At 62.5% G+C, this 22,042-nt stretch carries 21 protein-coding genes; 12 read left to right on the forward strand and 9 right to left on the reverse strand.

Annotation, left to right across the window (positions count from 1 at the left end; genetic code table 11):
* Positions 1-95 precede the first annotated feature (95 nt).
* The gene (locus tag J8I87_RS01670) at positions 96-740 is read left to right on the forward strand and encodes a hypothetical protein (RefSeq protein WP_245253637.1); all 645 of its coding nucleotides are present in this window, start codon (positions 96-98) and stop codon (positions 738-740) included.
* A 171-nt stretch (positions 741-911) separates the two neighbouring features.
* On the opposite strand, the gene J8I87_RS01675 is transcribed toward J8I87_RS01670, so the two are convergent.
* The 3 genes from J8I87_RS01675 to J8I87_RS01685 are packed head-to-tail and all read right to left on the reverse strand — an operon-like array spanning position 912 to position 2,996.
* The gene (locus tag J8I87_RS01675; RefSeq protein WP_209929715.1) at positions 912-1,526 is read right to left on the reverse strand and encodes a hypothetical protein; all 615 of its coding nucleotides are present in this window, start codon (positions 1,524-1,526) and stop codon (positions 912-914) included.
* Between the two features lie 54 nt (positions 1,527-1,580).
* Positions 1,581-2,372 (reverse strand): molybdopterin-dependent oxidoreductase, encoded by a 792-nt coding sequence (locus J8I87_RS01680; protein WP_209929716.1) that lies wholly within the window; start codon positions 2,370-2,372, stop codon positions 1,581-1,583.
* 3 nt (positions 2,373-2,375) lie between these two features.
* Complete coding sequence (locus tag J8I87_RS01685; RefSeq protein WP_209929717.1) at positions 2,376-2,996, reverse strand: cytochrome b/b6 domain-containing protein; 621 nt, start codon at positions 2,994-2,996, stop codon at positions 2,376-2,378.
* Between the two features lie 539 nt (positions 2,997-3,535).
* On the opposite strand from J8I87_RS01685, the gene J8I87_RS01690 reads away from it, so the two are divergent.
* The 9 genes from J8I87_RS01690 (at position 3,536) to J8I87_RS01730 (ending at position 10,715) form a co-directional block, all read left to right on the forward strand.
* Entirely contained in the window at positions 3,536-3,871 is a 336-nt protein-coding gene (locus J8I87_RS01690) for a hypothetical protein (RefSeq protein ID WP_209929718.1), read from the forward strand.
* A gap of 122 nt (positions 3,872-3,993) precedes the next feature.
* Positions 3,994-4,380 carry a hypothetical protein gene (locus J8I87_RS01695; protein ID WP_209929719.1) on the forward strand — a complete coding sequence of 129 codons (387 nt, stop codon included), beginning with the start codon at positions 3,994-3,996 and terminating at the stop codon, positions 4,378-4,380.
* Entirely contained in the window at positions 4,377-4,517 is a 141-nt protein-coding gene (locus tag J8I87_RS01700; protein WP_209929720.1) for a hypothetical protein, read from the forward strand. Before J8I87_RS01695 ends, J8I87_RS01700 begins: the two co-directional genes overlap by 4 nt.
* A 36-nt stretch (positions 4,518-4,553) precedes the next feature.
* A complete protein-coding gene (locus tag J8I87_RS01705; RefSeq protein ID WP_209929721.1) occupies positions 4,554-5,948 on the forward strand; it encodes an APC family permease in 1,395 nt (464 codons plus the stop codon).
* Positions 5,949-5,965: 17 nt separating this feature from the next.
* Positions 5,966-6,643, forward strand: coding sequence for a hypothetical protein (locus J8I87_RS01710; protein WP_209929722.1), 678 nt, complete (start codon positions 5,966-5,968; stop codon positions 6,641-6,643).
* The gene (locus tag J8I87_RS01715; protein ID WP_209929723.1) at positions 6,630-6,917 is read left to right on the forward strand and encodes a hypothetical protein; all 288 of its coding nucleotides are present in this window, start codon (positions 6,630-6,632) and stop codon (positions 6,915-6,917) included. Before J8I87_RS01710 ends, J8I87_RS01715 begins: the two co-directional genes overlap by 14 nt.
* Positions 6,918-7,217: 300 nt before the next feature.
* Positions 7,218-8,348, forward strand: coding sequence for an aminomethyltransferase family protein (locus J8I87_RS01720; RefSeq protein ID WP_209929724.1), 1,131 nt, complete (start codon positions 7,218-7,220; stop codon positions 8,346-8,348).
* A gap of 187 nt (positions 8,349-8,535) precedes the next feature.
* Complete coding sequence (locus J8I87_RS01725; RefSeq protein ID WP_209929725.1) at positions 8,536-10,176, forward strand: APC family permease; 1,641 nt, start codon at positions 8,536-8,538, stop codon at positions 10,174-10,176.
* A 50-nt stretch (positions 10,177-10,226) separates the two neighbouring features.
* Entirely contained in the window at positions 10,227-10,715 is a 489-nt protein-coding gene (locus J8I87_RS01730) for a hypothetical protein (protein ID WP_209929726.1), read from the forward strand.
* A gap of 8 nt (positions 10,716-10,723) precedes the next feature.
* Here J8I87_RS01730 and J8I87_RS01735 read toward each other — a convergent pair whose 3' ends face one another.
* On the reverse strand, positions 10,724-12,601 hold the full coding sequence (locus J8I87_RS01735) for a PAS domain-containing protein (RefSeq protein WP_209929727.1): 1,878 nt from the start codon (positions 12,599-12,601) through the stop codon (positions 10,724-10,726).
* A gap of 72 nt (positions 12,602-12,673) precedes the next feature.
* Between J8I87_RS01735 and J8I87_RS01740 the strand changes: the two genes are divergently transcribed.
* Positions 12,674-14,500 carry a histidine kinase gene (locus J8I87_RS01740; RefSeq protein WP_209929728.1) on the forward strand — a complete coding sequence of 609 codons (1,827 nt, stop codon included), beginning with the start codon at positions 12,674-12,676 and terminating at the stop codon, positions 14,498-14,500.
* A gap of 21 nt (positions 14,501-14,521) precedes the next feature.
* Here J8I87_RS01740 and J8I87_RS01745 read toward each other — a convergent pair whose 3' ends face one another.
* The 5 genes from J8I87_RS01745 to J8I87_RS01765 form a co-directional block, all read right to left on the reverse strand.
* Positions 14,522-15,658, reverse strand: coding sequence for a porin (locus J8I87_RS01745; RefSeq protein WP_209929729.1), 1,137 nt, complete (start codon positions 15,656-15,658; stop codon positions 14,522-14,524).
* A 119-nt stretch (positions 15,659-15,777) separates the two neighbouring features.
* Positions 15,778-16,371 carry a dimethylamine monooxygenase subunit DmmA family protein gene (locus tag J8I87_RS01750; protein ID WP_209929730.1) on the reverse strand — a complete coding sequence of 198 codons (594 nt, stop codon included), beginning with the start codon at positions 16,369-16,371 and terminating at the stop codon, positions 15,778-15,780.
* A 26-nt stretch (positions 16,372-16,397) separates the two neighbouring features.
* Positions 16,398-18,077 (reverse strand): APC family permease, encoded by a 1,680-nt coding sequence (locus J8I87_RS01755; RefSeq protein WP_209929731.1) that lies wholly within the window; start codon positions 18,075-18,077, stop codon positions 16,398-16,400.
* Between the two features lie 146 nt (positions 18,078-18,223).
* On the reverse strand, positions 18,224-19,294 hold the full coding sequence (locus J8I87_RS01760) for a DUF3445 domain-containing protein (protein ID WP_209929732.1): 1,071 nt from the start codon (positions 19,292-19,294) through the stop codon (positions 18,224-18,226).
* A gap of 10 nt (positions 19,295-19,304) precedes the next feature.
* Positions 19,305-20,261 carry a PDR/VanB family oxidoreductase gene (locus J8I87_RS01765; RefSeq protein WP_209929733.1) on the reverse strand — a complete coding sequence of 319 codons (957 nt, stop codon included), beginning with the start codon at positions 20,259-20,261 and terminating at the stop codon, positions 19,305-19,307.
* 504 nt (positions 20,262-20,765) lie between these two features.
* On the opposite strand from J8I87_RS01765, the gene J8I87_RS01770 reads away from it, so the two are divergent.
* Positions 20,766-21,878, forward strand: a complete 1,113-nt coding sequence (locus J8I87_RS01770) for an aminomethyltransferase family protein (protein WP_209929734.1) — start codon at positions 20,766-20,768, stop codon at positions 21,876-21,878.
* Positions 21,879-22,042 lie beyond the last annotated feature (164 nt).

The raw sequence follows: 22,042 nt of genomic DNA on the forward strand, positions 1-22,042 counted from the left end.
TTCATGCGCTTATTGTGCCTGGCAGGCTTCGGGTTGAACAGCATGGCATGGGCGAGTTTTGAACACTTTCCCTAAAGGAATCGCAAGCGCGACAGGTGACTTCCGAAGTCCTGGGCTATAGAGACTGGACCCACCTCCTCAGCGAGTTGGGCAGCCAAGCAGGTTCCGCGCTCGACGAGGCTTGTGACAGCGCGACAGTGACGCAGAGACGGGTCTATCAGGCTTCGCAATTGATTGCAGCGTCGGTCGATCTTCATGGTGAATCGGCGGACGACTTTGTTCGGTGGTGGCGGCCATCGGCCGCGTACGCGCAAGACGAGGGCGGGGCCCCGGCAGAAACACCGTTTGCCGGCTCAAAGGAAGACCTGAGTTTTCAAGAGGCGCTTAGCACGTTGGCTCACGCCCTGCATCATCCCGTTGGGCACTTCGAACAAGTGCTCATCACTGGCATACACCGAACAGAAAACGAAAACTCGCTGAGGTTTGTGGAATCGATTGCTGATGAGCTGCTAAGCGGCAACCGAAACCGGGAACCGGAAGTGGCGCGTCGCCTCCTTGAGGCTTTGGCCTCGCGCGGACTGCCCCGATCGATACTTAACCTGGCAACGAGTTTGACGCTTGGCGATGGCGGGCCGAAAGACGAAAAGAGAGCCACCGACTTGCTTAAGCAGTTGGCTGAATCTGCTTCGACACCGCACGATCTGAAGCGAATAGCCGAATCACGCCTGGGCACCCCTTGAGGATCAGGCATCACGCGCAAAGGGGCCAGGAACTGGAAGTCGAGCCCGATTGAAGGCAAAGTGGAAAGCGGCGCGCGCATGCGGGCGTCGATGGTGTGACGACGCCACGCAAACATCCGAAGGGCGCGACGCCACCGCCGCGCGAGGCAACGTCGCGTGCGCCTCTTTCATTTACATCGGCGGCACGACACCATCCTTCTCGACCACGACGCGTTGCGCAACGTAAGCGCCCTGGGCCGCGGGCGTCGCGACGACGAACACCTTCTTGCCCGGCGCGAGATCGCTATGCGAAGCTGGCGTGAACGTGACGACGGGCACGTTGGGCGGCACTGTCACCACATTACTGCCACCCTTGTACGACAGCTTCAGATCGCGGCCACTCGTGCTCTGCACGACGGTATCGACGTTCGCATTGGTCATCGAGCTGTTCGGCCCCAGGTCCCACGCATAATGCCCTTCGCCCGTGCCGCGCGCGGACTCGGGGAACACGACCACTTCCGTCGCCGTCAGCTTGCCGTCCGTGCCCGCCGTCGCGGCCGTGCCGATGAACGAGCCTGGCTTGATATCCGATAGCTGCATCTGCTTGACGGCCGACACGGCCACAGCCGGCTTCAATTCGATCGACACCGTGTCGCCGCTGCGGCGATGGACCTTGAGCGTGTCGCCGTCGAGCGAAACGACTTCGCCCCGGATGCGCGTGGGCTTCGTGGCAGGCGCCTGCGCAAAAGCGGAGCCGGCGAGCGCCGCAGTCAGAATGGTTGCGCCGAGTTTGATGCGGAAAGACATAAAAGCTCCCAACTGGTTGGTTTGAGTGTGGAGGGACTGAAAAATGTCATCGCGTCACGAGCCGCCGAACCAGTTGTAGCCCTGGTTCTCCCAATACCCGCCCGGATACTGGTTGGTGATTTCGATGGCGACGATATGCTTCGGATTCTTATAGCCGAGCTTGGTCGGCATGCGCAGCTTCATCGGGAAGCCGTACTTCGGCGGCAGCACGTCGCCGTCGTACGTCAGCGTGAGCAGCGTCTGCGCATGCAGCGCGGTCGGCATGTCGATGCTGGTCCAATAGTTGTCGGCGCAACGCAAGGACACGTACTTCGCAGTGGTGTCCGCACCTGCGCGGCGCAGAAAGTCGGAGAAGCGCACGCCGCCCCAGTGGCCGATCGCGCTCCATCCCTCGATGCAGATGTGGCGCGTGATCTGGCTTTCCTGCGTCAACGCGCGCAGTTCTTCGAGCGTCCATGTCCGCTTTGCGTGCGCGAGGCCGCTCACCTGCAAACGGTACGTGGCCGCATCGACCTCCGGCACATCATCGATATCGTAGAACGCGTTGAACGGGAAAGGCCGGGTGATCATCGACTCCGGATAAGTCGGCGCCAGCTTGTTCGGATCGAACAGCAGCGCCTGCACGTCGTCGTTGAAGAACGAGATGCGGCGCAACGCGGTGTTCACGGCCTTGTCGCTGGTCAGATCGCAGCCGGACAAGAGCGCGATGCCGCCGAGCGTCAGCAGCCGCTGACCGAACAGGCGGCGCGCGGGCGATTTGAGTTCGCGCTGCGCGTCACGGATGATCGATTCGCCGTGCGTCGCGAGAAAGCTGCCTGGCTGCGGGGTTCGTTTCCGGATCGTCATGATTCACCGTCCACGCAGCATCAGCAGCAGCGAGCGCGGCACGAGCGCGACCATCGCGACGTGCGCGACGAAGAACGCCACCAGCACGCTCATGCATGCGAAGTGCACCACGCGCGCGTTGTCATAGCCGCCCATCAGCGTGCGCAGCAGCGGGAACTGAACCGACTTCCATACGGCGAGCCCGGACAGGACAATCAGCACGATGTCGGCGATCACCACCAGATAGGCGAGCTTCTGGATCGCGTTGTAGTGCGCGAGGTCGTCGTGTTTCAGGCGTCCTCGCAGTGCCGCGATGGCATCGGCGGCCAGTTGCTTCAGCGTGACGGGCAGCAGCTTGCGCCGAAAGCGCCCGGACGCGAGATTCAGCGCGACGTAGACGATGAAATTCGCGACCAGCAGCCACATCACCGCGAAGTGCCATTGCAGCGCGCCGCCGAGCCAGCCGCCAAGTGTCGTCGAAGGGGGAAACTGAATCACGGGAAAGATGGGCGATGCATCGTATATTTGCCAGCCGCTCATGACCATCAGGATGACGGCCAAAGCATTGATCCAGTGCGTAATGCGCACCCATCCCGGTTGAACCGTATTGTGAGTCAAAACCGCTCCAGGTCTGATGATGTCCATTCCAGCGCCGGATTTTCCGCTCACGCGAAGCCCGGCTACTGGCACGCGACGCAAGCAGGATCGATGACGGGAAAGCGCGTGTGATGACCGTCGACCTGGCATTGCGACACCACCACTAACACTATTCGTCGCGGGTTATTCCGCTGCACTCGAAGAAATTTTTCTTGCAATCAACTTTCATCGGCCACGCCTGCACGCCGTTCTGTCAGGTCGAGGGAGAGGCGCCACCAGGAACGGGGTGACGAAGAAGAGGAATCTTTCCATGGTGGCCATCGCCTGTCTGGCCGTTTCCGCGCGAATGGCAAGCCCCACTCCATCCGCCAAGCCGCGCGGCATCCCCAGCCCTCCCGATGTACTCGCTTACCCGCATACGGCCCCACACGGCGGACTTCCGGCCGTCTACCCCCTCAAATCGTATTGACAAGCCCGCGCCCAGCTACAAATATTGTCAGGAAACTTTGTTGATCGCTGGGAATTCATAGAACGGCCGCATCATTGACAACCGCCGGCGTGGCCGGCATGACCAGGGAGTAGCCGAGATGGAACGAGGAATTCGCAAACGCATCGATCAAATGTTCTCCCGCGACCGGCGCATGGCGCAAGTCGCTCTTTTACTGCTGTGGGTCACGCTGGCCTACGTCTACTTCGCCGTTACTTCCCAGACAACCGATTCATCCGTACGCATCGCCCTCACCATCGGTGCAGGTGGCGTGCTCGTTTTCAATTCCGCGTCGATTCTTGCCATGATTCGCCACTACAAGGAAGACAAGGATCACATCTATGGGCTCGACATCCGTCACCTCGACGAGAACCGTGCCCGCAAGGCAGAACTGGCGAGACGCGACGAAGAGACGCTCAATCCCGCCGTCGAGTGAGCCTCTGAATCCTGTTTTCGCGCGTGCCGATGTGTGCTCGTGTTGCCACGCGGGCAACCGGGCTGTACCCGCATTGCCCGTATGCGCGCAAACCGAAGTGCAGACCCGTGAGGAGACCCATCATGGCAGCCGACTACGTCCCGCCCATTCAGAAAGGCTTCGGCCAGCTGGTCGATAGCATCTTTCTTCTCGTACTCGTCTACTGCAGCCTGCTTGCGCCATTGCTGCTCAAGGCGCCCGACAAGCCGCCCGAAAGCCAGAACGCGAAAACGCAGATGTCCTGGCGGGAGCTTGGACAAAACCCGGCCATGCAAGCGCAATGGCAAAAGCTCGGCTATGACGCACAACAGGCGAGGCCGATCATCACAACCCGCTTCGACTATCAGATCGAACCTGTCTCGCTCATCGTGACGGCACTCGTGATAGCCGGTTATTTCGTGTTCGTGTTGCGCGTGTCGGAAAGGCAATACCGGCAGGTCATCGCGGAAAAATTTGGGGAAACGTCATGAACTTCTGGCAATGGTTGAGCAACGCCGCGTGGGGCCTGTCGATTCTCATCTTCGCGTGGATTCTCATCGACGCGATCAAGGTCCATCGTGACTACGACGACGACTTCCTGATGAGTTCCACGGAAGGCAACGAATAGACGGACGACAGGCATCATGCCGCAAAGGAGCAACTCATGAGTGACGCAGCAGGAGTAGCACAGCCAGGCGAGCGCATCGCGTTGCTGAAAGTCTTGGGACCGATTCACGTGTGGGCGCTCGGTGTCGGCATTGTGCTCGTCGGAGAGTTCATGGGATGGAATTTCTCCGTCGCGAAAGGCGGTGCATATGGATCGCTGATCGCATGCTGGATCATCGGCCTGCTGTATACGTGTGTCGCGATGATCGACTCGGAGGTGACGTCGACCGTGGCGGCCGCAGGCGGGCAGTACACACAGGCAAAGCACATCATCGGGCCATTGATGGCGTTCAACGTGGGGCTCTACCTGGTGATGGCGTATACGATGCTCGAAGCCGCGGATGCCCTCGTGGTTGGCGACCTCATCAAGGCCGTGGCCGCCGACTCGGGCTACGCGAACTTCGACTCGCGTCCGTTCACGCTTGTCACGATTGCGTTTCTCGCGTTGCTCAACTATCGCGGCGTGTTCGTGACGCTCACGGTCAATTTCGTGATCACGGCTGTCGCATTCGTTGCGATCGTCGTGCTGTTCCTGGGTGTCGCCCCGTGGCATCCGGGGCAGACGCTTATTCATCAAGAGCTGCTCACGCAACTGCCGTACGGATGGCTGGGTGTCGTCGCGGCCTTGCAATTCGGCATGTGGTATTACCTCGGAATCGAAGGCACATGCCAGGCTGCGGAAGAAGTTCGCTCGGCGGGCCGCTCGATTCCGCTCGGAACGATGTGCGGGATGATCACGCTGCTCATCGCGGCGGCCATGACCTGGTATGTCGCCACGGGCCTGATGCCGTGGGAATACCTGGGCCAGGCGGTGACGCCGCTCTACGACGCCGCGCGGCTATCCGGCAGCAAGGGCCTGCAGACACTGCTCTTCGTCGGCACCTTGTTCTCGGCGGTCGCGTCAGCCAATGGCTGCATCAACGATGCTTCACGCGCATGGTTCTCGATGTCCCGCGACCGCTATATGCCCGAGTGGTTCGGCGCCGTGCATCCACGCTACCGCACGCCCTATCGCGCGATCATGTTTCTCGTGCCGATTGCGATTTCGTTCGCGTTCACGGGGCTGCTCGACCAGGTGATCACGTTCTCGATTCTCTCCGGCCTCCTCGGTTATACGTTCATGTCGATCAATATCGTCAAGTTCCGCAGGCAATGGCCGCTTGGGAGCATTAATCGCGGCTATATCCATCCGTTCCATCCGATACCCGCGATCGTCCTCGCAGTGCTGTGCATCGCCACTTACTTCGCGACCTATCTCGGCTACGGCACTTCGCTGCTGTCGATCATGGCGTTCTACATCATGGCGTCGATCTGGTTCGCGTTGCATCGCTACAAGTATGTGAAGCGCGGCGATCAATTCACGATGGATTGGCCACGCCCGAAACGCTATTGATCGGAAGGGGCATCGACATGCAATCGACAGGCGTCGTGCTCGCCCTCCTCTTTCTCGCCGCGCTCGCTCTGATGCACCGGCGCGATCGCAGCGCGCTGAGAGCGGAGCGAGGCAAACTGTTCGATGCGTGTCTCGCGCTCTTCGAGCGCTATCACATGGCACAGGACGCAGTCGACTGGCCTGTTCTGGCGGGAACCTACGGCGGCCATGAAGTGCGCATTGCGCCGCTCGTCGACGACGTAGCCTTTCGCAAGGTGCCATCGCTCTGGCTGCTCGTCACGGTGAAACGGAAATTACCGATGACGGGCGCCGTCGATATGCTCGCGCGTGCCCACAACACGGAGTTCTATTCACCTGCGGACGGCTTGCCGATGCGGCTCGCGACGCCGCACGAATGGCCGCGCCAGATGACGATCAAGGCCGACCGGCCCGCTGCGGATCTGCCGCTTGCCGTGCTCGATCCGCACGTGAAGCGCTTCTTTGCCGATCCGCGTGCAAAGGAGATGCTTGTTACCCGTCATGGGGTGAGGATCGTCTATCAGGCGCAGGGTGCGGAGCGCGGCGAGTATCTCGTGCTGCGTCGGGCTGTATTTCGCAACGTCCAGTTGCCAGCGACGCTCGTCGGCTCGCTACTCGATCAGGCTGTGCAGGTATGTGCCGACGTGATGAAGGGGAATGCTCATGGGCAAGCTTAAGGCGGCACGGGCGGTGCATCCGTATATCGTACTGGTGGCGGCCGTGCTGTTGCCGGGTGCCGGGCAACTGCTCAACCGGATGCCGACGCGCGCATTGATCATGCTGTTTTTCATGCTGTCGCTTGGATTCGTCACCATGCAGCTTGCCGCCCCCGAGCGGTCGTTTGTCGGGCGGCATGCTGGAGGCATCTTCGTCTACGCGATCGCGGTGATGGACGCGTATTTGATCGCCAGGTATCGGTGGGAGATGTTTCGGACCCGGACCGTTGCTTGACGGCGGTGTTTTCGTGAACACGCACGCGGGCGCCGGGCGCTTGCCGCTCATAGGGCGTTCGCCCACCCGATCAATCCGGCCCGCAGTACGGCACCCGGGACGCGCGACGCGATCAGCATAGGCCACGCTCCCCGTCCGCGTCATCGCCTGCTTCAACCCACACTCCCATTTCCCTCTCTTGCCTACCTCATTAGTCGTACCCCGACTAACGGATTGAGCATTTGTCGATGATAGGAAACGATGTCGGCTGTGGAGACAACACCGCACACGAATCGACTCATCGACAATACGGAGTGTTCTATGGCAAATTCCTGGCGCATCTCGGCACTGGCCGACCGCCACCGTGCCTTGGGTTCCCGTCTCGAAGACTGGAACGGCATGGGGACCCCCTGGACCTACTCGGCGGACCTCGCCGATCACCACGAGGCGATCCGCACGAAAGCGGGACTGATGGACGTATCAGGGCTGAAGAAGGTCCATTACGTGGGCCCTCATGCCGAAAGCCTGCTCGACTGGGCGACGACGCGCGACATCGGCAAGCTGTACCCTGGCAAATCGGTCTACGCGGGCATCCTCGACGAAGCAGGCAAGTTCATCGACGACTGCATCGTGTATCGCACGGGTCCTAATGCGTTCATGGTCGTGCATGGCGCAGGCACGGGCTATGAACGCCTCGTGCGTTCCGCGCAGGGTCGTCAGGTCGCCGTGCTGTTCGACGACGACTTGCATGACCTGTCGTTGCAAGGGCCGCGCGCGGTGGACTTCCTCGCCGAGCATGTGCCCGGCATCAGGGAGCTGCCCTACTTTCATCACGTGCAAACGCGTCTTTTTGGCCGGCCCGTGATGATTTCGCGGACGGGCTATACGGGCGAGCGCGGCTATGAGATCTTCTGCAAGGCCGCCGATGCCCCATTCATCTGGGACACGATACTGTCCAAAGGCGCGGGATTCGGCATCGTTCCATGCGCGTTCCTTGCGCTGGACTGGCTACGCGTCGAGAGCTACCTGCTCTTCTTCCCGTACGACAACTCTGAAATGTACCCGTTCGCGGACGAAAAGGCGGGCGATACATTGTGGGAACTGGGCCTCGACTTCACGGTGTCGCCGGGCAAGACCGAATTCTGTGGCGCGCGCGAGCACTTCCGGCTTGCCGGCAAGGAGCGCTTCAAGATCTACGGCGTCGACATCCAGACGTCCAAAGCCGCCGCTGCCGGCGACACGCTATGGCACAACGGAGAACAGGCCGGCGTAATCACCTGCGCAATGTATTCGCGGCTGACGGGCCGTTCACTCGCGATTGCGCGCCTGAATGTCGAACAAGCCCGCGAAGGCGTCGCGCTCCAGGTCAAAGGCAGTCTCGAAGCGCACGCGACGGCTGCAGCACTGCCATTCGACGACCCGGAAAAGAAAAAGCGCACGGCAGTGGGATAGTCAAGCGGCAACCGATGCGCGCTGCCATCGGCGTCGCTGCGGCGCGACGCGCCGATAGATCTTACCTCCCGCGAGGTATTGCGGGCCCGCAGTCGCGCATCGCACCATGACTTCATAGATGTGTTTTTCAAAGACGACAGATCACCGCGGCGACGCATTGTCCGTCGTGTGATCAAGGAGACGTAAATTGAGTGCAATAGAAGAAGTCCACCGCCTCGAGGGACTGGCCGACGACGGCGTGCGGTCAACCCTCAAGCGTTCGCTGACATGGAAGGACGCTTTCTGGGTGGCGAGCGGCTCGCCGGCGTTCGTTCTGTTTACGCTGGGCGCGATTGCCGCAACGGTCGGCCAGCCCGCATGGATAGTCTGGATTGCGTCCATTGCCATCGGCTTTATCCAATGCTTCACGTATGCGGAGATTTCCGGGCTCTTTCCTCACAAATCCGGTGGCGCGTCAATTTATGGCGCAATTGCATGGGTCCGGTATTCGAAGTTTCTGGCGCCCGTCTCCGTATGGTGCAACTGGTTTGCGTGGTCGCCCGTGCTGGCGCTCGGCACGGGCCTTGGCGCAAGCTATATTCTCTCCACGCTCTTTCCCGCCGACGCCGCAATCAACACGTGGTCCTTCACGCTTCTGAAGCTCGACTTCATCAAGGACGGCTTGAGCCTGCGCATCAACTCGACTTTCATTCTCGGCGCGGCCCTCCTGCTGTTGACGTTCTTCGTGCAACACCACGGCGCGGAACGCGCCGCCAGGCTGCAGAAGTACATGGGCATCATGGCATTGATCCCATTGACCGTGTTCGGTCTCGAACCGTTGATCACGGGCAGCGTTCACATGAGCAACTGGTTTCCCCTCGTTCCCCTTGCGCACGACGCCAAGGGCAATGTCGTTCCGGGAACATGGAATGCAGCGGGCCTGACGCTGATGATCGGCGGACTCTTCGTCGCGGGCTGGTCGACTTACGGTTTCGAAACGGCCGTCTGCTACACGCGTGAATTCAAGAATCCGAAAACGGATACGTTCAAGGCGATCTTCTACTCCGGGCTGCTGTGCCTCGCGGTGTATATCCTCGTGCCACTGTCGTTCCAGGGCGCGATGGGACTCAAGGGCCTGCTTGCGCCCGACATTTACGACGGCACGGGTGTCGCGGCCGCGATGGCGAGAATCATCGGCGGCGGCGTGGCGATCTTCTATCTGATCGTCGTGATGCTCGTCTTCACGTTGCTGCTGTCCGTGATGACGTCGATGATGGGCTCGTCCAGAACGCTGTACCAGGCATCCGTCGACGGCTGGCTGCCGCGCTATCTTTCGCATGTGAACGAGCACGGCGCACCGACCCGCGCGATGTGGACCGACCTGTGCTTCAACCTGATTCTGCTGATGATGTCGGACAACGTCGCCGTGCTCGCGATGTCCAACGTCTGCTATTTCGGGTTTGTATTCCTGAACCTTCAGGCGGGCTGGATTCACCGCATCGACCGTCCAAACTGGACGCGTCCGTTCAAATGTCCGAACTGGCTGCTGGCACTCGGCGCGCTGTGCGGATTCGTCGATCTGGTGTGCATCGGCGCAGGCGCTGACATCTGGGGACCGGGAACGTTGCGCAATGGTCTCGTGGCGATCGCGCTCATCATCCCCGTGTTCCTATTTCGGCATTATGTCCAGGACAAAGGCCGCTTCCCCGACGCGATGCTGGACGACATGGAACTGCGCCCCGACGACGCCGCGCCGAAACGACGCGCCGGCTGGCTTCCGTATCTGACGCTGGCCGCTGCCGTGTTCGTGATCTGGCTGTCCCATCACTACGCGGTGTTTCCGGCGTAACGGATGCATCAGGCGCTTCATTTCGCTTCATCTCGCTTCAGGAGCCCCGAGTGAACAGAACCGACTATATCGCGAGGATCAAGGCGGCTTACGAAGGCGAGCTCTTTGGGGAAGCCTGGTTCGCCGCGATGGCGGCCGACGCGATGGCGCCCGACCGGCGCCGCAAGCTCGCCGCCATGGCGCAACTCGAATACCAGACGCGCATGCGCATGATGCCGCTGGTAACGCGCCTTGGCATCACGGGAATCGACGAAGCAGCTCAGCGTGAAAAAGGAATCCGGCTCGCGAGGGAACACGCGGGACAATCGTGGCCCGCGTTCATCTCGTGGTTCATCGAGGAGATCGCCCGGTTCGTCACGCTATACGATGAGATGGAGCGCACCAGTACGGAAGAGGACGCAGCGATACTGGCCGAACTGGCGCGCCATGAACGCGCGTTGCTCGAATTCGCCCGCCTTGAAGCAGCGGGCCGGCCGGACCGCTCACTCGAACGGGTGCTTGCACTGCTGGACAATCGGGACTGCGTGAACAATCCCTGAAACAGCGCTCATTGCTCGCCGGCTTCGCCACCGGCGTCCCAACCCGCAGCGGCCAGCACATGATCGAGTACCTTCTTCGGGTCGGTCTTGCCGTGCCCAATCGACGCGCAGCCAATGCGCGTCGGCACCTTGAACTCATGCCCTTCCACGCGCACGGGCGCTTCAAGCAGGTTGAGCAAGTCATCCCGCAGTTCATCGAGCACTGCGTCCGGGTTCGCCGCGGCGCGCTGCGCCAGCTGTTGCGCGTCACGGCACCACGCGAGCGCGTCCGCGCTGAAATCGACGACGAGCACTACGAACACGTGAGGGTCCAGCAATGCCGCGCAATTGAGCTGCCCCTGCGTCACTTCGAGACGCCTCCCGATGTCGATCATCACCCGATCCGCGTAGTCCTGGCCGAAGCGCGCCGCCACATGTTCGAGTTCGCCGACGTTGATCGCGAAGATCGCGCACGGCAGCGCGACGCGCGCCGAGACAGCGGCGGAAAACTCGACCCGGTCGACGAACATCGACACGCTCGTGAGTCCCGTCGAATGCTCGAACGTCAAGCGCCGGCGGGCGCTTTCCTCGACCATCTGCCTGCGCGCCACCTCGACGATGAACCCTTCGAGTCCCATCAGCTCGTCGCGTGCCGAGTAGACGCCGCAACCCTGATCCCAGACCCACTTGGTCTGGCCGGAGCGGTCCACGATCCGGTAAGTGAGCTCATAAGGCTCGCGGGCCACGACGCGCGCCTGCACCTCGTTCCAGACAAATTCGCGGTCGTCCGGGTGAATCAGCGAGCGGAATGTCATCCGGCTCTCGTCGATCAGTTCGAACGCCTCGTAGCCCGTCAGATCGAAGCAGCCTTCGCTGACGAACTCCATCGACCAGTCGCGATTGTTCTGCCCGCGATAGATCATCGCCCGCAAGTTGGACAGCAGCGTGCGCAGGCTGCGCCGGCTCGCGCGCAGCGCTTCTTCGTTGCGGCGGCGATTCGAAATGTCCGTCACGAGGCCGACGGCGCCGACCAGCGTCCCTTCGTCGTCGGTCACGGCATGGCAGCGCAGTTCGACGTGAGCCGTCGTATTGTCGGCGCGGATCAGCCGCACCTCCGTCACCAGTTCGTTCACATGGCCGTCGAGCAGCGCCTTGACGCGCGCATTCAACGTCTCGGCGTCTTCGGGATGAAAGAACGACGAGAACGGCTTGGGCTCCGCGTCGCTGCCGACGGCGCGCACGAGGCTGCGCCACGCAGGATTCGAAAAGATCAGACGTAACTCGCGGTCGACGCGGAACAACGCCTGAGGCAACTGCAGAACGGCATCCTTGCAATGGTTCAGCAGGTGCAACTCGCTGCGCTGCGTGTCCACGCTCGTATAAGGCGCGGGGAACTGCAGCAGGGTCATGCGTGAGCCGCGCGCGCGCAGCGCGGTGACGGGATGCAGGCGAAAACTGCCGTCGCCGTAGGCGATCCGCAGCGAGCCCGAAGTGCGCTCGTCGCCATCGCGCGACTGGGTCAGCAAAGCCGTCAGATCGAGCAGCGACTGCGGATGCACGAGGTTGCTGAACGGCATCCCGACGATTTCATCGGCATAGGACTCCCAGCGCGCATGCTTGAGGAACGCGCTATTGACGAACACGAGCGCGTCGTTGTCGAGCAGCACGGCAGGCGTGGACAGGTTCGCGGCAAAGGCGCCCAGTTCGGGGGACTCGGCGGCCCGTACGGCGCGCGGCGCGGTGCGGCGCGCGCCATACGCCATGCTGAGCAGAAATGCCGCAAGGCACCCCGCCAGCCCGATCGAGACATACAATAGATCATTGCTGTCAGGACTGTAGCCAAGCCTGGGGATCACCAGTACAGCCACTGCGGCCAGCAATACCGTGGCGAACAGATAAACCGACATGACGTTCTCGCCTCAAAAAACAGGACCACTGACCGTGAGCACGCGAGTTGCGCGTCACTATTTCACCTGCCCATGAATACCGACCAGGCTGCGCCCATTCATCGCTATCCGCTTTATGCAAAGGTCTGTTCGCTGCTCGCCTGCATTGTCGCGCTAATTGCGCTGCTCTATGTGAGCGAGTTCACGCAGACGAGTGGAAATGAAGGCTTTCGGCAGACGCTGTTCTCGCTCGACGAAGCGGCGAGATTGAGACTCACGGCGGCGAACCTGGAGCCGGGTTCGCCCGACACGGCCCGTGCGCTCAGGGATCTGGCCGACTCGCTTGTTCGCAACGATACGCTACTGAACGACTGGAGGCAACGCGGCGCGCCAAGCCCCGAAATCGTGAAGTCGCTGGCGGCCGCGAGCGCCGCGTCCGCTAGCGCGAGCGCGCCGGATGCGCAGCTCGCGGCGCTCGGCGAGCTGCGCGCCCAGGTCGCTTACCAGGCTCAGGTGCACAGGGCCGTGCTCGGACTGCTGCAGGCCTGTACCGTTTGTCTGCTGATCTTCGGCGTGGTGTCGCTCGCGTGGGGCGCGCGGCGCACGCTCGTCACGCGGCCGCGCGCGGCATTGCAGGCACTCGCGGAGACGGGGCAGCCCGTGCCGCAAGGCCGTGATGAACTCGATCGCCTGCTGAAACTTCAGGCGCAGCTCGCCGTGCGGCTGCGCACCGAACAGGACGAGTCCACGCGGCTCAAGCGGATCGTCGAAGACTACATTGCGTTCGCCGACCAGTCGCTCGAACTGCTCCATCACATTTGCGCACAGCTTGCCGAAGAAGAGCCCTCCGGCCGAACGCTCGAAGCGCTGCTGCAACGTCTGGTCGGGGTGCTGCGCGCTCGCCGCATCGCACTCGTGCTGACGGAATCGACAGCCCAGCTGCTCGACGTCGATGCCGTCGTATCGCCAAGCGGCGACGTGCCCGCCATCGTGCGCGCACGCGTCACGAACGAACTGATGACGCTGGTCGGCACCCACACGTTTTCGCCGCCTGAAGGCGGCGACGCGCCGCCGGCCGTGCTGACCGCCCCCGTGCTGGCCGCCCCCGTGCGCGTGCCGCTCGCGAGCTACGGCGTGCTGATCGCGGAAGGCGAGCCGGACGCGCGCTTCGAGCAGCGCCATCTGTATCTGATGGAGACCATCGCGAGCGTGCTGGCCCACGCGATCTCCAATGTGAGCCGCGACGTGCGCGACCGGCGCATGGCGCTTTTCGAGGAACGCAACGCCATTGCACGTGAACTGCACGACTCGCTTGCGCAATCGCTGTCCTATATGAAGATCCAGCTCGCCCGCCTGCAAGCCGTGCTGCCGCCCGAGCTCTCGCAAACCGATATTGCCGAAATCGCACGCGGCATTCGCGAAGGGATCGACAGCGCGTACCGGCAGTTGCGCGAACTGCTCACGACGTTCCGCTCGCCGATGCATGCACACGGCCTTGCTTCCACACTCGAAGAACTGGCCGAAGAATTCGGCTCGCGCAGCGAGGTACAAATCTCGATTGACAACCGTGTGCCGCGCATGCGCCTCTCGGTCAACGAGGAAATGCACGTCGCGCAGATCGTGCGCGAAGCCCTGACCAACGTGATCCGCCACGCGCGCGCGACGACGGCCCAGGTGCAACTGATGTCGGACGGCCCCACGATGACGGTGTCGATCGAGGACGATGGCCGCGGCATCGACCGCACCCAGGGCGACGAACACCACTACGGCCTCGCGATCATGCGTGAACGGGCTCGCAGCCTCGGCGGCCGGCTCGAAGTGAAGCCGGCCGAACGCGGTTCGCGCGTGGTATTGAGCTTCGTGCCCACGGCGCTCGCCGCGCACAAGGCGCGTGCCGTCAGCGGCGCTGGCGTGCGCTGACGCGCGTTTAGCGAGCCTTGCCTAGAACTTGTGCGACAGCGCGATGCGCGTCACCACCTGATTGCCGGACGACGACAGGCCGCTCGAACCGATAATATGCGCGCCGTCCAGGTCGGTTCCCGTGTTTGCGTTGGTGTGTTGCCATGCGCCCTGAACGTAGACGGAAGTCCGCTTGCTGAGGCTGTAGTTCAGCATCAGCGCGACCTGATGCCAGTTCGGACTGTCGCTCCCCGTTGCGGATTCGAGCCGCCCGTGCGTAAACGTGTAGGCGCCGATCAGAGAAAGGTCGGGCATGAAGAAATACTGCCCGTTGATTTCCACGTTGTCGAATTTCCACGACGTCCATGCCTGCGTGCCGATGTTGGGCGCATACCCATTGGCGGTGGGCGCCGTCACGTTGACGTGCGAATACGCGAGCGACACATTGGCGTTTTCGGAGAACGTCCATTTCACGCCGGCATCGATATTCTCCTGCTTCGGGGCAATGAATACGGCGTCGGACGTCACAGCGCCGTCTGTTGTGTTGCCTGCGCCGTTCAGATGCAGGTACGCGACAGCAAGGGACAACGGACCCACGCTATAAGTCAACCCCGCGCTGTAGGCCCGGTTCGATGAAAAGTTCGTCGCGTTGCTGAAGCCGTACACGCCTTCCAGCTGAAATCCATACCAGGCCGGCGACACGTACTTGACCGAGTTGTTGAGCCGGAAATCGAAATCCGCGTTGTCGTTGTCGAACGGATGGGCCGCCAGATCGCCGATCGAACTTCCGGCAGCGGTGAACGGGCTCCACATGTCGATGGTTGCGTCGTACTGTCGACCGAGCGTCAGCGTGCCGGCGGGTGTCGACGACAGCCCGACGAATGCCTGCCTGCCGAACAGGCGTCCCCCCTCGTTGAGCTGCCCCGTATTCAGATTGACGCCGTTTTCGAGGGTGAAGATCGCGCTGAGCCCGCCGCCCAGATCTTCCGTGCCCTTCAGGCCGAAACTGGTTTCCGCCGTGTCGCCGCTCACCATTGCGAACGCATGGTGTCCGCCGGCGTTGCTGGTGTAGTTCAAGCCGGTATCGAGCACGCCGTAGAGCGTGACGGAGCTTTGCGCATAACTGTTTCCACAAAGGCAGAAGGCCAATAACGCAGCATGACGAGCTATGTGATTCATCCAGATTTCCCCTTGGCGATGGTTATCGCGGGACACCCGGCGACCGGCTGTCCATGCGCGCGCACTCATCGCGCCGCCGAAGCGGCGCGATGAGTCTTTCGTTTCAAACTGGGAGAGAACTACAGATACGGCTCAGAGATGGCAGGCAATTCGCCGGCGACTTCGGCATCTGCCTGTACGCCCATGAACGCAGCAAGACGCCGCGAAAAATGATCGCGCACGTAGAGTTGCCTGCCGCAGCCGCAGCAGGCGACCACGTTCTGCGTGACGGGCTCATTGAACGCGTGACAATGAATGCAGTAGACACGTCGCTGCAGCGTGCCGCTGTGCTGCAACTGGACGGCTTCCGGCGCAAGCCCGTGGTGCTGCGCGATGCGCCGGACCGACCAGATGAACGGCTCGCTGCCGAGCACATAGATGCGCAAGCCAATCGTCGCAGTCGCCGTATCGCGCAGCGCCTCGTCGAATGCGGCGTAAAGCGCGGCTTCGTCGGCGAATAGACGTTCCGTCGCTTCGTGGAACGTGACACCTGCACCGTGCCTCGCGGGGTCGTTCACCTCCCATATGTCCATCGGCGAGAGCCCCGCGAGCGCAAGGCTCACGCGCACGCGATCCTCGGCGCTCGCCCCGTTCGTGACGAACCAGTGGCGCGTGCCGTGCGGGTCGGGAGCGAGCCGCGCGTATTGCGGACGACTTGTATTGGTCGACATCATGGCTATTCCATCCGTTCAGCGAAGGTTCAATAGATGGCGAGGCTGTGCGTCACCGCGACGACCACGATACCCGCCGCCACCGTCACGTACGGCAGAATGCCCGCGCGGCGCGTTACCCGTTGTGAGCCGGCCAGCTGCATATCCTCTTTCATCGCATCCGGGAAATGGCCCTTGTCGGTCACGTAATGGCGGAACAGGAACACGGGCAAAATCAGCGCGGCGAAGCACAACCCCGAGATCAGCGTGCCCGAGCCCCAGATATCCGCGCCCATGCCGAGCAGCGCGAGATTGACGAACGAAAACAGCGTGCCGAGCGCGAGCAGCCAGCTCGGCGCGCGGAATGGCCGGGCCCAGTCCGGGCGGTCCATCCGGTGAATCCACGCCGAATTCAGGTTCAGGAAGTTGAAGATGATGTAGCCGACGTTCGACATCGCCAGCACGAACACATAGTCCGACATCAGCAGCAGGACCAGGTTGAAGCACAGGTCCGTCCACATGGCCCGCGTCGGCGCGCCGTGCTCGTTGACATGCGACAGGTACTTCGGCAGCCAGCCATCGACGGATGCCTGATACAGCGTGCGCGACGAGCCCGCCATCGACGTCATGATCGCCAGCACGAGCGCCAGCACCAGCATCACGATCAGCACGCGCTCGATCAGCAGGCCGCCGTGAATCATCGGCGCCATCGCTTTCGCGACCCCCATGCCGCTGTAGATATCGGGCGACAGCATGCCGTCATAGACCGCCGGCGTGACGATATTGCCTGCCGCGTCCTTCACGGCGGGCGTCACCAGATGGCCGAGACCCAGCACGCCCTGGAACGCGAGCGGCACCACGGTGAACACGAAGATGCACAGGAGGCCCGAATACAGAATGGCCTTGAACGTGTCGACCTTCGGATCGCGAAACTCCCGCGTATAGCAGACAGCCGTCTCGAACCCGTAAGTGGACCAGGCCGCGATGAACAGCCCGCCCGCCATCAACGTGATGCCCGCGCGATCCCACGTGCCGTCGATGATCTGCCCGGCGCTGTCCTTCGCGAACGGCACGAGCGGAAACAGGTTGTGCATCGGCAGGTCGCCGCTGAAAAGCGGCACCGTCCCGACGAGGATCAGCGGGACCAGGGCGGCCACGCCAAGGATCGTCTGGATTCGCGCTGCGTTCAGAATGCCGCGGTGCTGAATCGCGAACGTAATGAGCAGCACCACGGCGCCGAGTATGAACGTCGAGTTGATTCGCAGGCTCAGGCCCGAACGAAGCCAGTCGAGATTCACCAGCGTGATCTGCCAGGTATTGATGACCGCGTCCGCCGGGAACAGCACGGAAAGAATGTAGCCGGCCGCGAGTCCCGAACCGATCGCCAGCACGGGCGACCACGCGAACCAGTTGCACCACACCGACAACGGCGCGAACAGCTTCGAATAGCGGACCCAGGCGATCGCGCCATACACGGAAGCGCCACCCGACTTGTGCGGAAAGAGACCCGCGATCTCCGCATACGAGAACGACTGGATGAAGCCGAGGCCGATCGAGATGATCCATACCGCCCACGACAGCTTGCCCACCGTTGCCGCGATCGAACCGATTGAAAAAAGCACGAGCGCAGGCACGCCGCTCGCCACCCAGAATGCGCCCGTCCAGCTGATCTTTCGATGTAAGGTGCCGTCCGTTGCTTCGACGGCGTAGTCTTCGGAAACCGCACTCATATCTGTGTCCTTTTCCGGTGGAATACCGATTGTGGGAATCGTTCCGCGTGAAAGTACCCGTGCTGCACAACAGCGGCGCGAACGCGGGAATGAAACACTGCACCAGCTTTTGTGATTGTGTGAAACGTGTACCCCGGCGAATACGTCTAGGCGACTTCCACCCCTGGCCGCTCGACTTCAGGATCCGTGCCCTTCGCGAGTTCCTCGCCGTCGTCCAGCGGCGCGAGCCACTCGATGGCCGTCTGCCGATAGCGCGTGATGCCCTTGTACTCGGCAAGCTCATCGGGCAGCGTCGACAAAACGCGATGCAGGCGCTTGCCCCACTTCGGCACGCGCGCCAGTTCGCCGAGCCCGATCAGGTAGCAGCGCACGCAAAAGAGAATCGCGTTGCTGCGAGGCAGGCGGAACAACGTCTGCAACTCGACGCGCAGATGCAGCTTGTCGCCGACGTTCTCCGGCGTCACGCTCGCCCTGTCCTTGCCCCACTCGTGGTAGTTCTCAGGCGACGTATCGAGCCGCGGGTTGACCGTCATCGTCCAGTTCAGCCGGCGCACGGGCGCGCCCAGTTGCAGGCGCAACAGGAACTTGAGCGCGCGCTCGAAGATGCCCGCCTGATGCGCGAGCGGCACGGGGCCGTGCCATTCGATGAAGTTCATCCCGAGATCGAAGTCGAGCGACCAGTCGGCCTGGGTCGTCACCATTCCGCCGTCCATGAACAGGTTGTCGTCGCGCTGGTCGATCAGCACGAAATCGCCCTGCGCCTGGCGCGTGATGTATTCGAGGGGAGCACAGGGCAACGTGCTTTCGTCGCCGAACGTGAAGGTCTGCTCAAGCCCGAGCGGACGGTTGGTCCATTTCCACGTGTCGCCGCTGCGTTCCAGCGCGAAATGCTCGGGGTAGTCCTCCGCGAGGCTTTCCATGATCAGTTCGAGCGTGTCCCATTGCGCCCATCCCATGTGGTCGAGCACCTGGCAGCGCATCGGGTCGCGTTCGAGCGTCAGCGCGCGGTCACGGCATTCGGCGACATAGTGCTCGTCGATATCGAATGTCGACAGGAACGCGGGCGAGTTGCCTTCCTTCACATGCGGCTCGATGTTGATCGAGTACATGTACCTGTCTTCCGGGAATGGAAACGGAAAGCGCAGGATCGCATCGTCGCTGTTGCGGAACGTGTAGGTGTCGCGGAAGGTCTCGTCTGTCTTGAAGTCGATTGCCATGGTGTCCCCCTTAGATGTTCAGCACGAGACGCTCGCCTCGCGCACGCGACACACAGGGCAGCATCTGGCCTCCCGTGGCCCGCTCCGCCTCGCCGAGGCAGAAATCCCGATGATCCGGCTCCCCTTCGAGCACCTCCAGCGCGCAGGTGCCGCACGCTCCGCCCCGGCACATGTACGGCGTGTCCACGCCTTCGCGTTCCAGCGCCTCCAGCAGGCTTTCGTCGCTGCGCACCTCGATCTCGCGGCCGCTTTGCGCCAGCACGGCGGTAAAGGGCTCGCCGTGCGAGCCGCCGCCGAAGCTCTCCTGGTGAAAGTGGCTCGCGGGCCAGCCCAGCGCGCGCGCCGTGCGAGCGACGCCTTCCATCAGTCCCGCCGGACCGCACGTATAAAGATGGGTGCCTGCCGGCTGCGCAGCGAGCATCGCGCCAAAGCGTTCGCTCGCGTCGACGAGATCGGTGTAGATGGCGATGCCGCCCGTCGTGCGCTTCGCGATCAACTCCGTGAACGCGGCCTCGTCTTCCGGGCGGCAGCACAGGTGCATCTCGACACGCGCGCGCGCCAGCGCCAGCTCGGGCAGCATCGACAGAAACGGCGTGACGCCGATGCCGCCCGCGATCATGACGTGCTTCGCGCCGCAGCGCGCGATCGGGAAGAAGTTCGACGGCATCGAGATTTCGAGTTCGCTGCCTTCATGCACCTCGCTGTGCATGAAGGCCGAGCCCCCACGCGACTGGGGCACGCGCCGCACCATGATCTGATACGCGTCGCGTGCGCCCGCAGGCGTCGTCAGCGAATAGGCGTTGCGCCAGATGCGCTCCTTGCCGCGCATCGTCACGACGACATGGCTGCCCGCCGAGTACGCCGGAAGCCGTACTCCATTGACGCTCTCGAGCGTAAAACGTCGCACGTCCTGCGTCACAGGTTCGACGCGTGCGACACGTACGGGGATCGTTCTCGAAGCATTCATGCCGGCGACACCTCCATAGATCTGGGCGGATGAGCTTGAGTGATGAGCGATGCCTGACGTTCGCGCCGCTGCACTCATGGAAATAGCATCGGCCCGCAAAAAAACGTTATCAATGATTCAGTGGGGGTAGTCCCTGCGCAGTAATGGTTGACTCCCGGTACCCCGTCCGCGGCGCCATCGCGCTCGTTGCGACGCCTTCGCACCACCGCGCGAGAGCGGCACCGGCATTGGCTCTCCCGCCTCCTTTACCGGCGCCTTTCGGCAACTTTGCAGTCTCGCGCCGAGGCTCTTCGGCCTCGATCCGCTCTCGCAGCGGCGCGGCCGGAGTACCTGGATCTACCCACCTGGAGGTAGTGCCACCGGGCGATTGTGGGGCGAAATTGAACGGCAGAGACTTGCGGTCATCGACGCTGGCGCATTCAAGCCATCCGATATCAACGCCTACGCAATACAAAAGCGTGCAGTCATTCCCCGGCAAACGGGTCCTACTTTCGGGAAAACATCATGACAAGGCAATCCATTCTCAACGTCCGTCATCGTGAGCTAGGTTCGAAGCTGGATGGCGATTCCTGGAACGACATGCCGATTCCCTGGTATTACTCGGGCGATCCGTATGACGACGTGGTGGCGGTGCGCACGGCGGCAGGCCTTTACGACATCAGCGCACTGAACATCGTGCGCGTGACGGGCCCCGACGCGGCAGCCGTGATCGACAGCATCTGCGCGATCGATGTCAGCCGGATGAAGCCGGGCACGGCGCGGCTCGCCGCCGAAGTCGACGAGCGCGGCGGCATCTGCGACGACCTCATGGTGATCTACGACGCCCCGCAGAACTTCAGGCTCTCGCATGGCGGCGGCACGACGCAGACGCTTCTCGAACGCGCCGCGCACAAGCGCAACGTCGAATGGCGCCAGGACTTCGATGTCCATATGCTGTCGCTGCAAGGCCCGCGTTCGACGGACATTCTGCAGCCGCATATCGGCATCGAGCTGAACAAGCTGCCGTACTTCGCGCACGTCGAAACGCAGCTCTTCGGCCGCAAGATCATCGTCTCGCGCGGCGGCTATTCGGGCGAGCAAGGCTTCGAAGTGTCGTGCGCCGCCACTGACGCCGTCGCGCTGTGGGACAACATTCTCGAAGCCGGCAAGCCGCACGGCGCCGTGCCCGCCTCGTGGATGTCGCTGGAAATCGCGCGTATCGAAGCCGCGCTGCTCTTCTATCCGTTCGACATGCCCGAAGGCGACACCACGCCGTGGGAGCTGAATCTCGACTGGATGGTCGATGCCGGCAAGGCAGGCGACTACGTCGGCAAAGAAGCGCTGCTCGCGGCGCGCGGCAAGCAGCGCGTGAAGCAGGCGGGCGTCGTGGTCAGGCACGATGCCGCCGTCAGCGCCGGTTCGCCGATCTATATCGGCGACGAGCAGGTAGGCGTCGTGACCAGCGCGATTTTCAGCCGCTATCTGATGCAGTCACTCGCGATGGTGCACCTGAAGCCGAACCACACGGCGCTCGGCACCAAGGTCGAGATCCGCGATGCGGCGGGCAAATTCAGCGGCGTCGTCAGCAAGACGCCGTTCTACGACCCGATGCGCCTGCGCACCCGCGTCGCCGCCTGAGGCCGCACCCGTATTCGCAGTACCCCCGATACGGCGGCGCGCGGCATGCCACAGGGCGCCGCGCCGCCATCACGAGAAAGACAGAGGCAGAGGAAGCACAACAACTGTCCAGGGTCCCGGACGGGACCCCGCCTTTGTCTCATGTAGTCCATGTTAAAGGAGAC

Origin of the sequence: Paraburkholderia sp. LEh10 (assembly GCF_017814945.1) — a bacterium.
In the GTDB taxonomy this organism is placed as follows: Bacteria; Pseudomonadota; Gammaproteobacteria; order Burkholderiales; family Burkholderiaceae; genus Paraburkholderia.

Bases quoted from the DNA above. Each gene is read 5' to 3' on its own strand.
- J8I87_RS01735 (WP_209929727.1), bottom strand. From the start codon at position 12,601: ATGTCGGTTTATCTGTTCGCCACGGTATTGCTGGCCGCAGTGGCTGTA.
- J8I87_RS01740 (WP_209929728.1), top strand. From the start codon at position 12,674: ATGAATACCGACCAGGCTGCGCCCATTCATCGCTATCCGCTTTATGCA.
- J8I87_RS01760 (WP_209929732.1), bottom strand. From the start codon at position 19,294: ATGGCAATCGACTTCAAGACAGACGAGACCTTCCGCGACACCTACACG.
- J8I87_RS01680 (WP_209929716.1), bottom strand. From the start codon at position 2,372: ATGACGATCCGGAAACGAACCCCGCAGCCAGGCAGCTTTCTCGCGACG.
- J8I87_RS01710 (WP_209929722.1), top strand. From the start codon at position 5,966: ATGCAATCGACAGGCGTCGTGCTCGCCCTCCTCTTTCTCGCCGCGCTC.
- J8I87_RS01750 (WP_209929730.1), bottom strand. From the start codon at position 16,371: ATGATGTCGACCAATACAAGTCGTCCGCAATACGCGCGGCTCGCTCCC.
- J8I87_RS01720 (WP_209929724.1), top strand. From the start codon at position 7,218: ATGGCAAATTCCTGGCGCATCTCGGCACTGGCCGACCGCCACCGTGCC.
- J8I87_RS01705 (WP_209929721.1), top strand. From the start codon at position 4,554: ATGAGTGACGCAGCAGGAGTAGCACAGCCAGGCGAGCGCATCGCGTTG.
- J8I87_RS01700 (WP_209929720.1), top strand. From the start codon at position 4,377: ATGAACTTCTGGCAATGGTTGAGCAACGCCGCGTGGGGCCTGTCGATT.
- J8I87_RS01695 (WP_209929719.1), top strand. From the start codon at position 3,994: ATGGCAGCCGACTACGTCCCGCCCATTCAGAAAGGCTTCGGCCAGCTG.
- J8I87_RS01715 (WP_209929723.1), top strand. From the start codon at position 6,630: ATGGGCAAGCTTAAGGCGGCACGGGCGGTGCATCCGTATATCGTACTG.
- J8I87_RS01685 (WP_209929717.1), bottom strand. From the start codon at position 2,996: ATGGACATCATCAGACCTGGAGCGGTTTTGACTCACAATACGGTTCAA.
- J8I87_RS01765 (WP_209929733.1), bottom strand. From the start codon at position 20,261: ATGAATGCTTCGAGAACGATCCCCGTACGTGTCGCACGCGTCGAACCT.
- J8I87_RS01770 (WP_209929734.1), top strand. From the start codon at position 20,766: ATGACAAGGCAATCCATTCTCAACGTCCGTCATCGTGAGCTAGGTTCG.
- J8I87_RS01690 (WP_209929718.1), top strand. From the start codon at position 3,536: ATGGAACGAGGAATTCGCAAACGCATCGATCAAATGTTCTCCCGCGAC.
- J8I87_RS01675 (WP_209929715.1), bottom strand. From the start codon at position 1,526: ATGTCTTTCCGCATCAAACTCGGCGCAACCATTCTGACTGCGGCGCTC.
- J8I87_RS01745 (WP_209929729.1), bottom strand. From the start codon at position 15,658: ATGAATCACATAGCTCGTCATGCTGCGTTATTGGCCTTCTGCCTTTGT.
- J8I87_RS01755 (WP_209929731.1), bottom strand. From the start codon at position 18,077: ATGAGTGCGGTTTCCGAAGACTACGCCGTCGAAGCAACGGACGGCACC.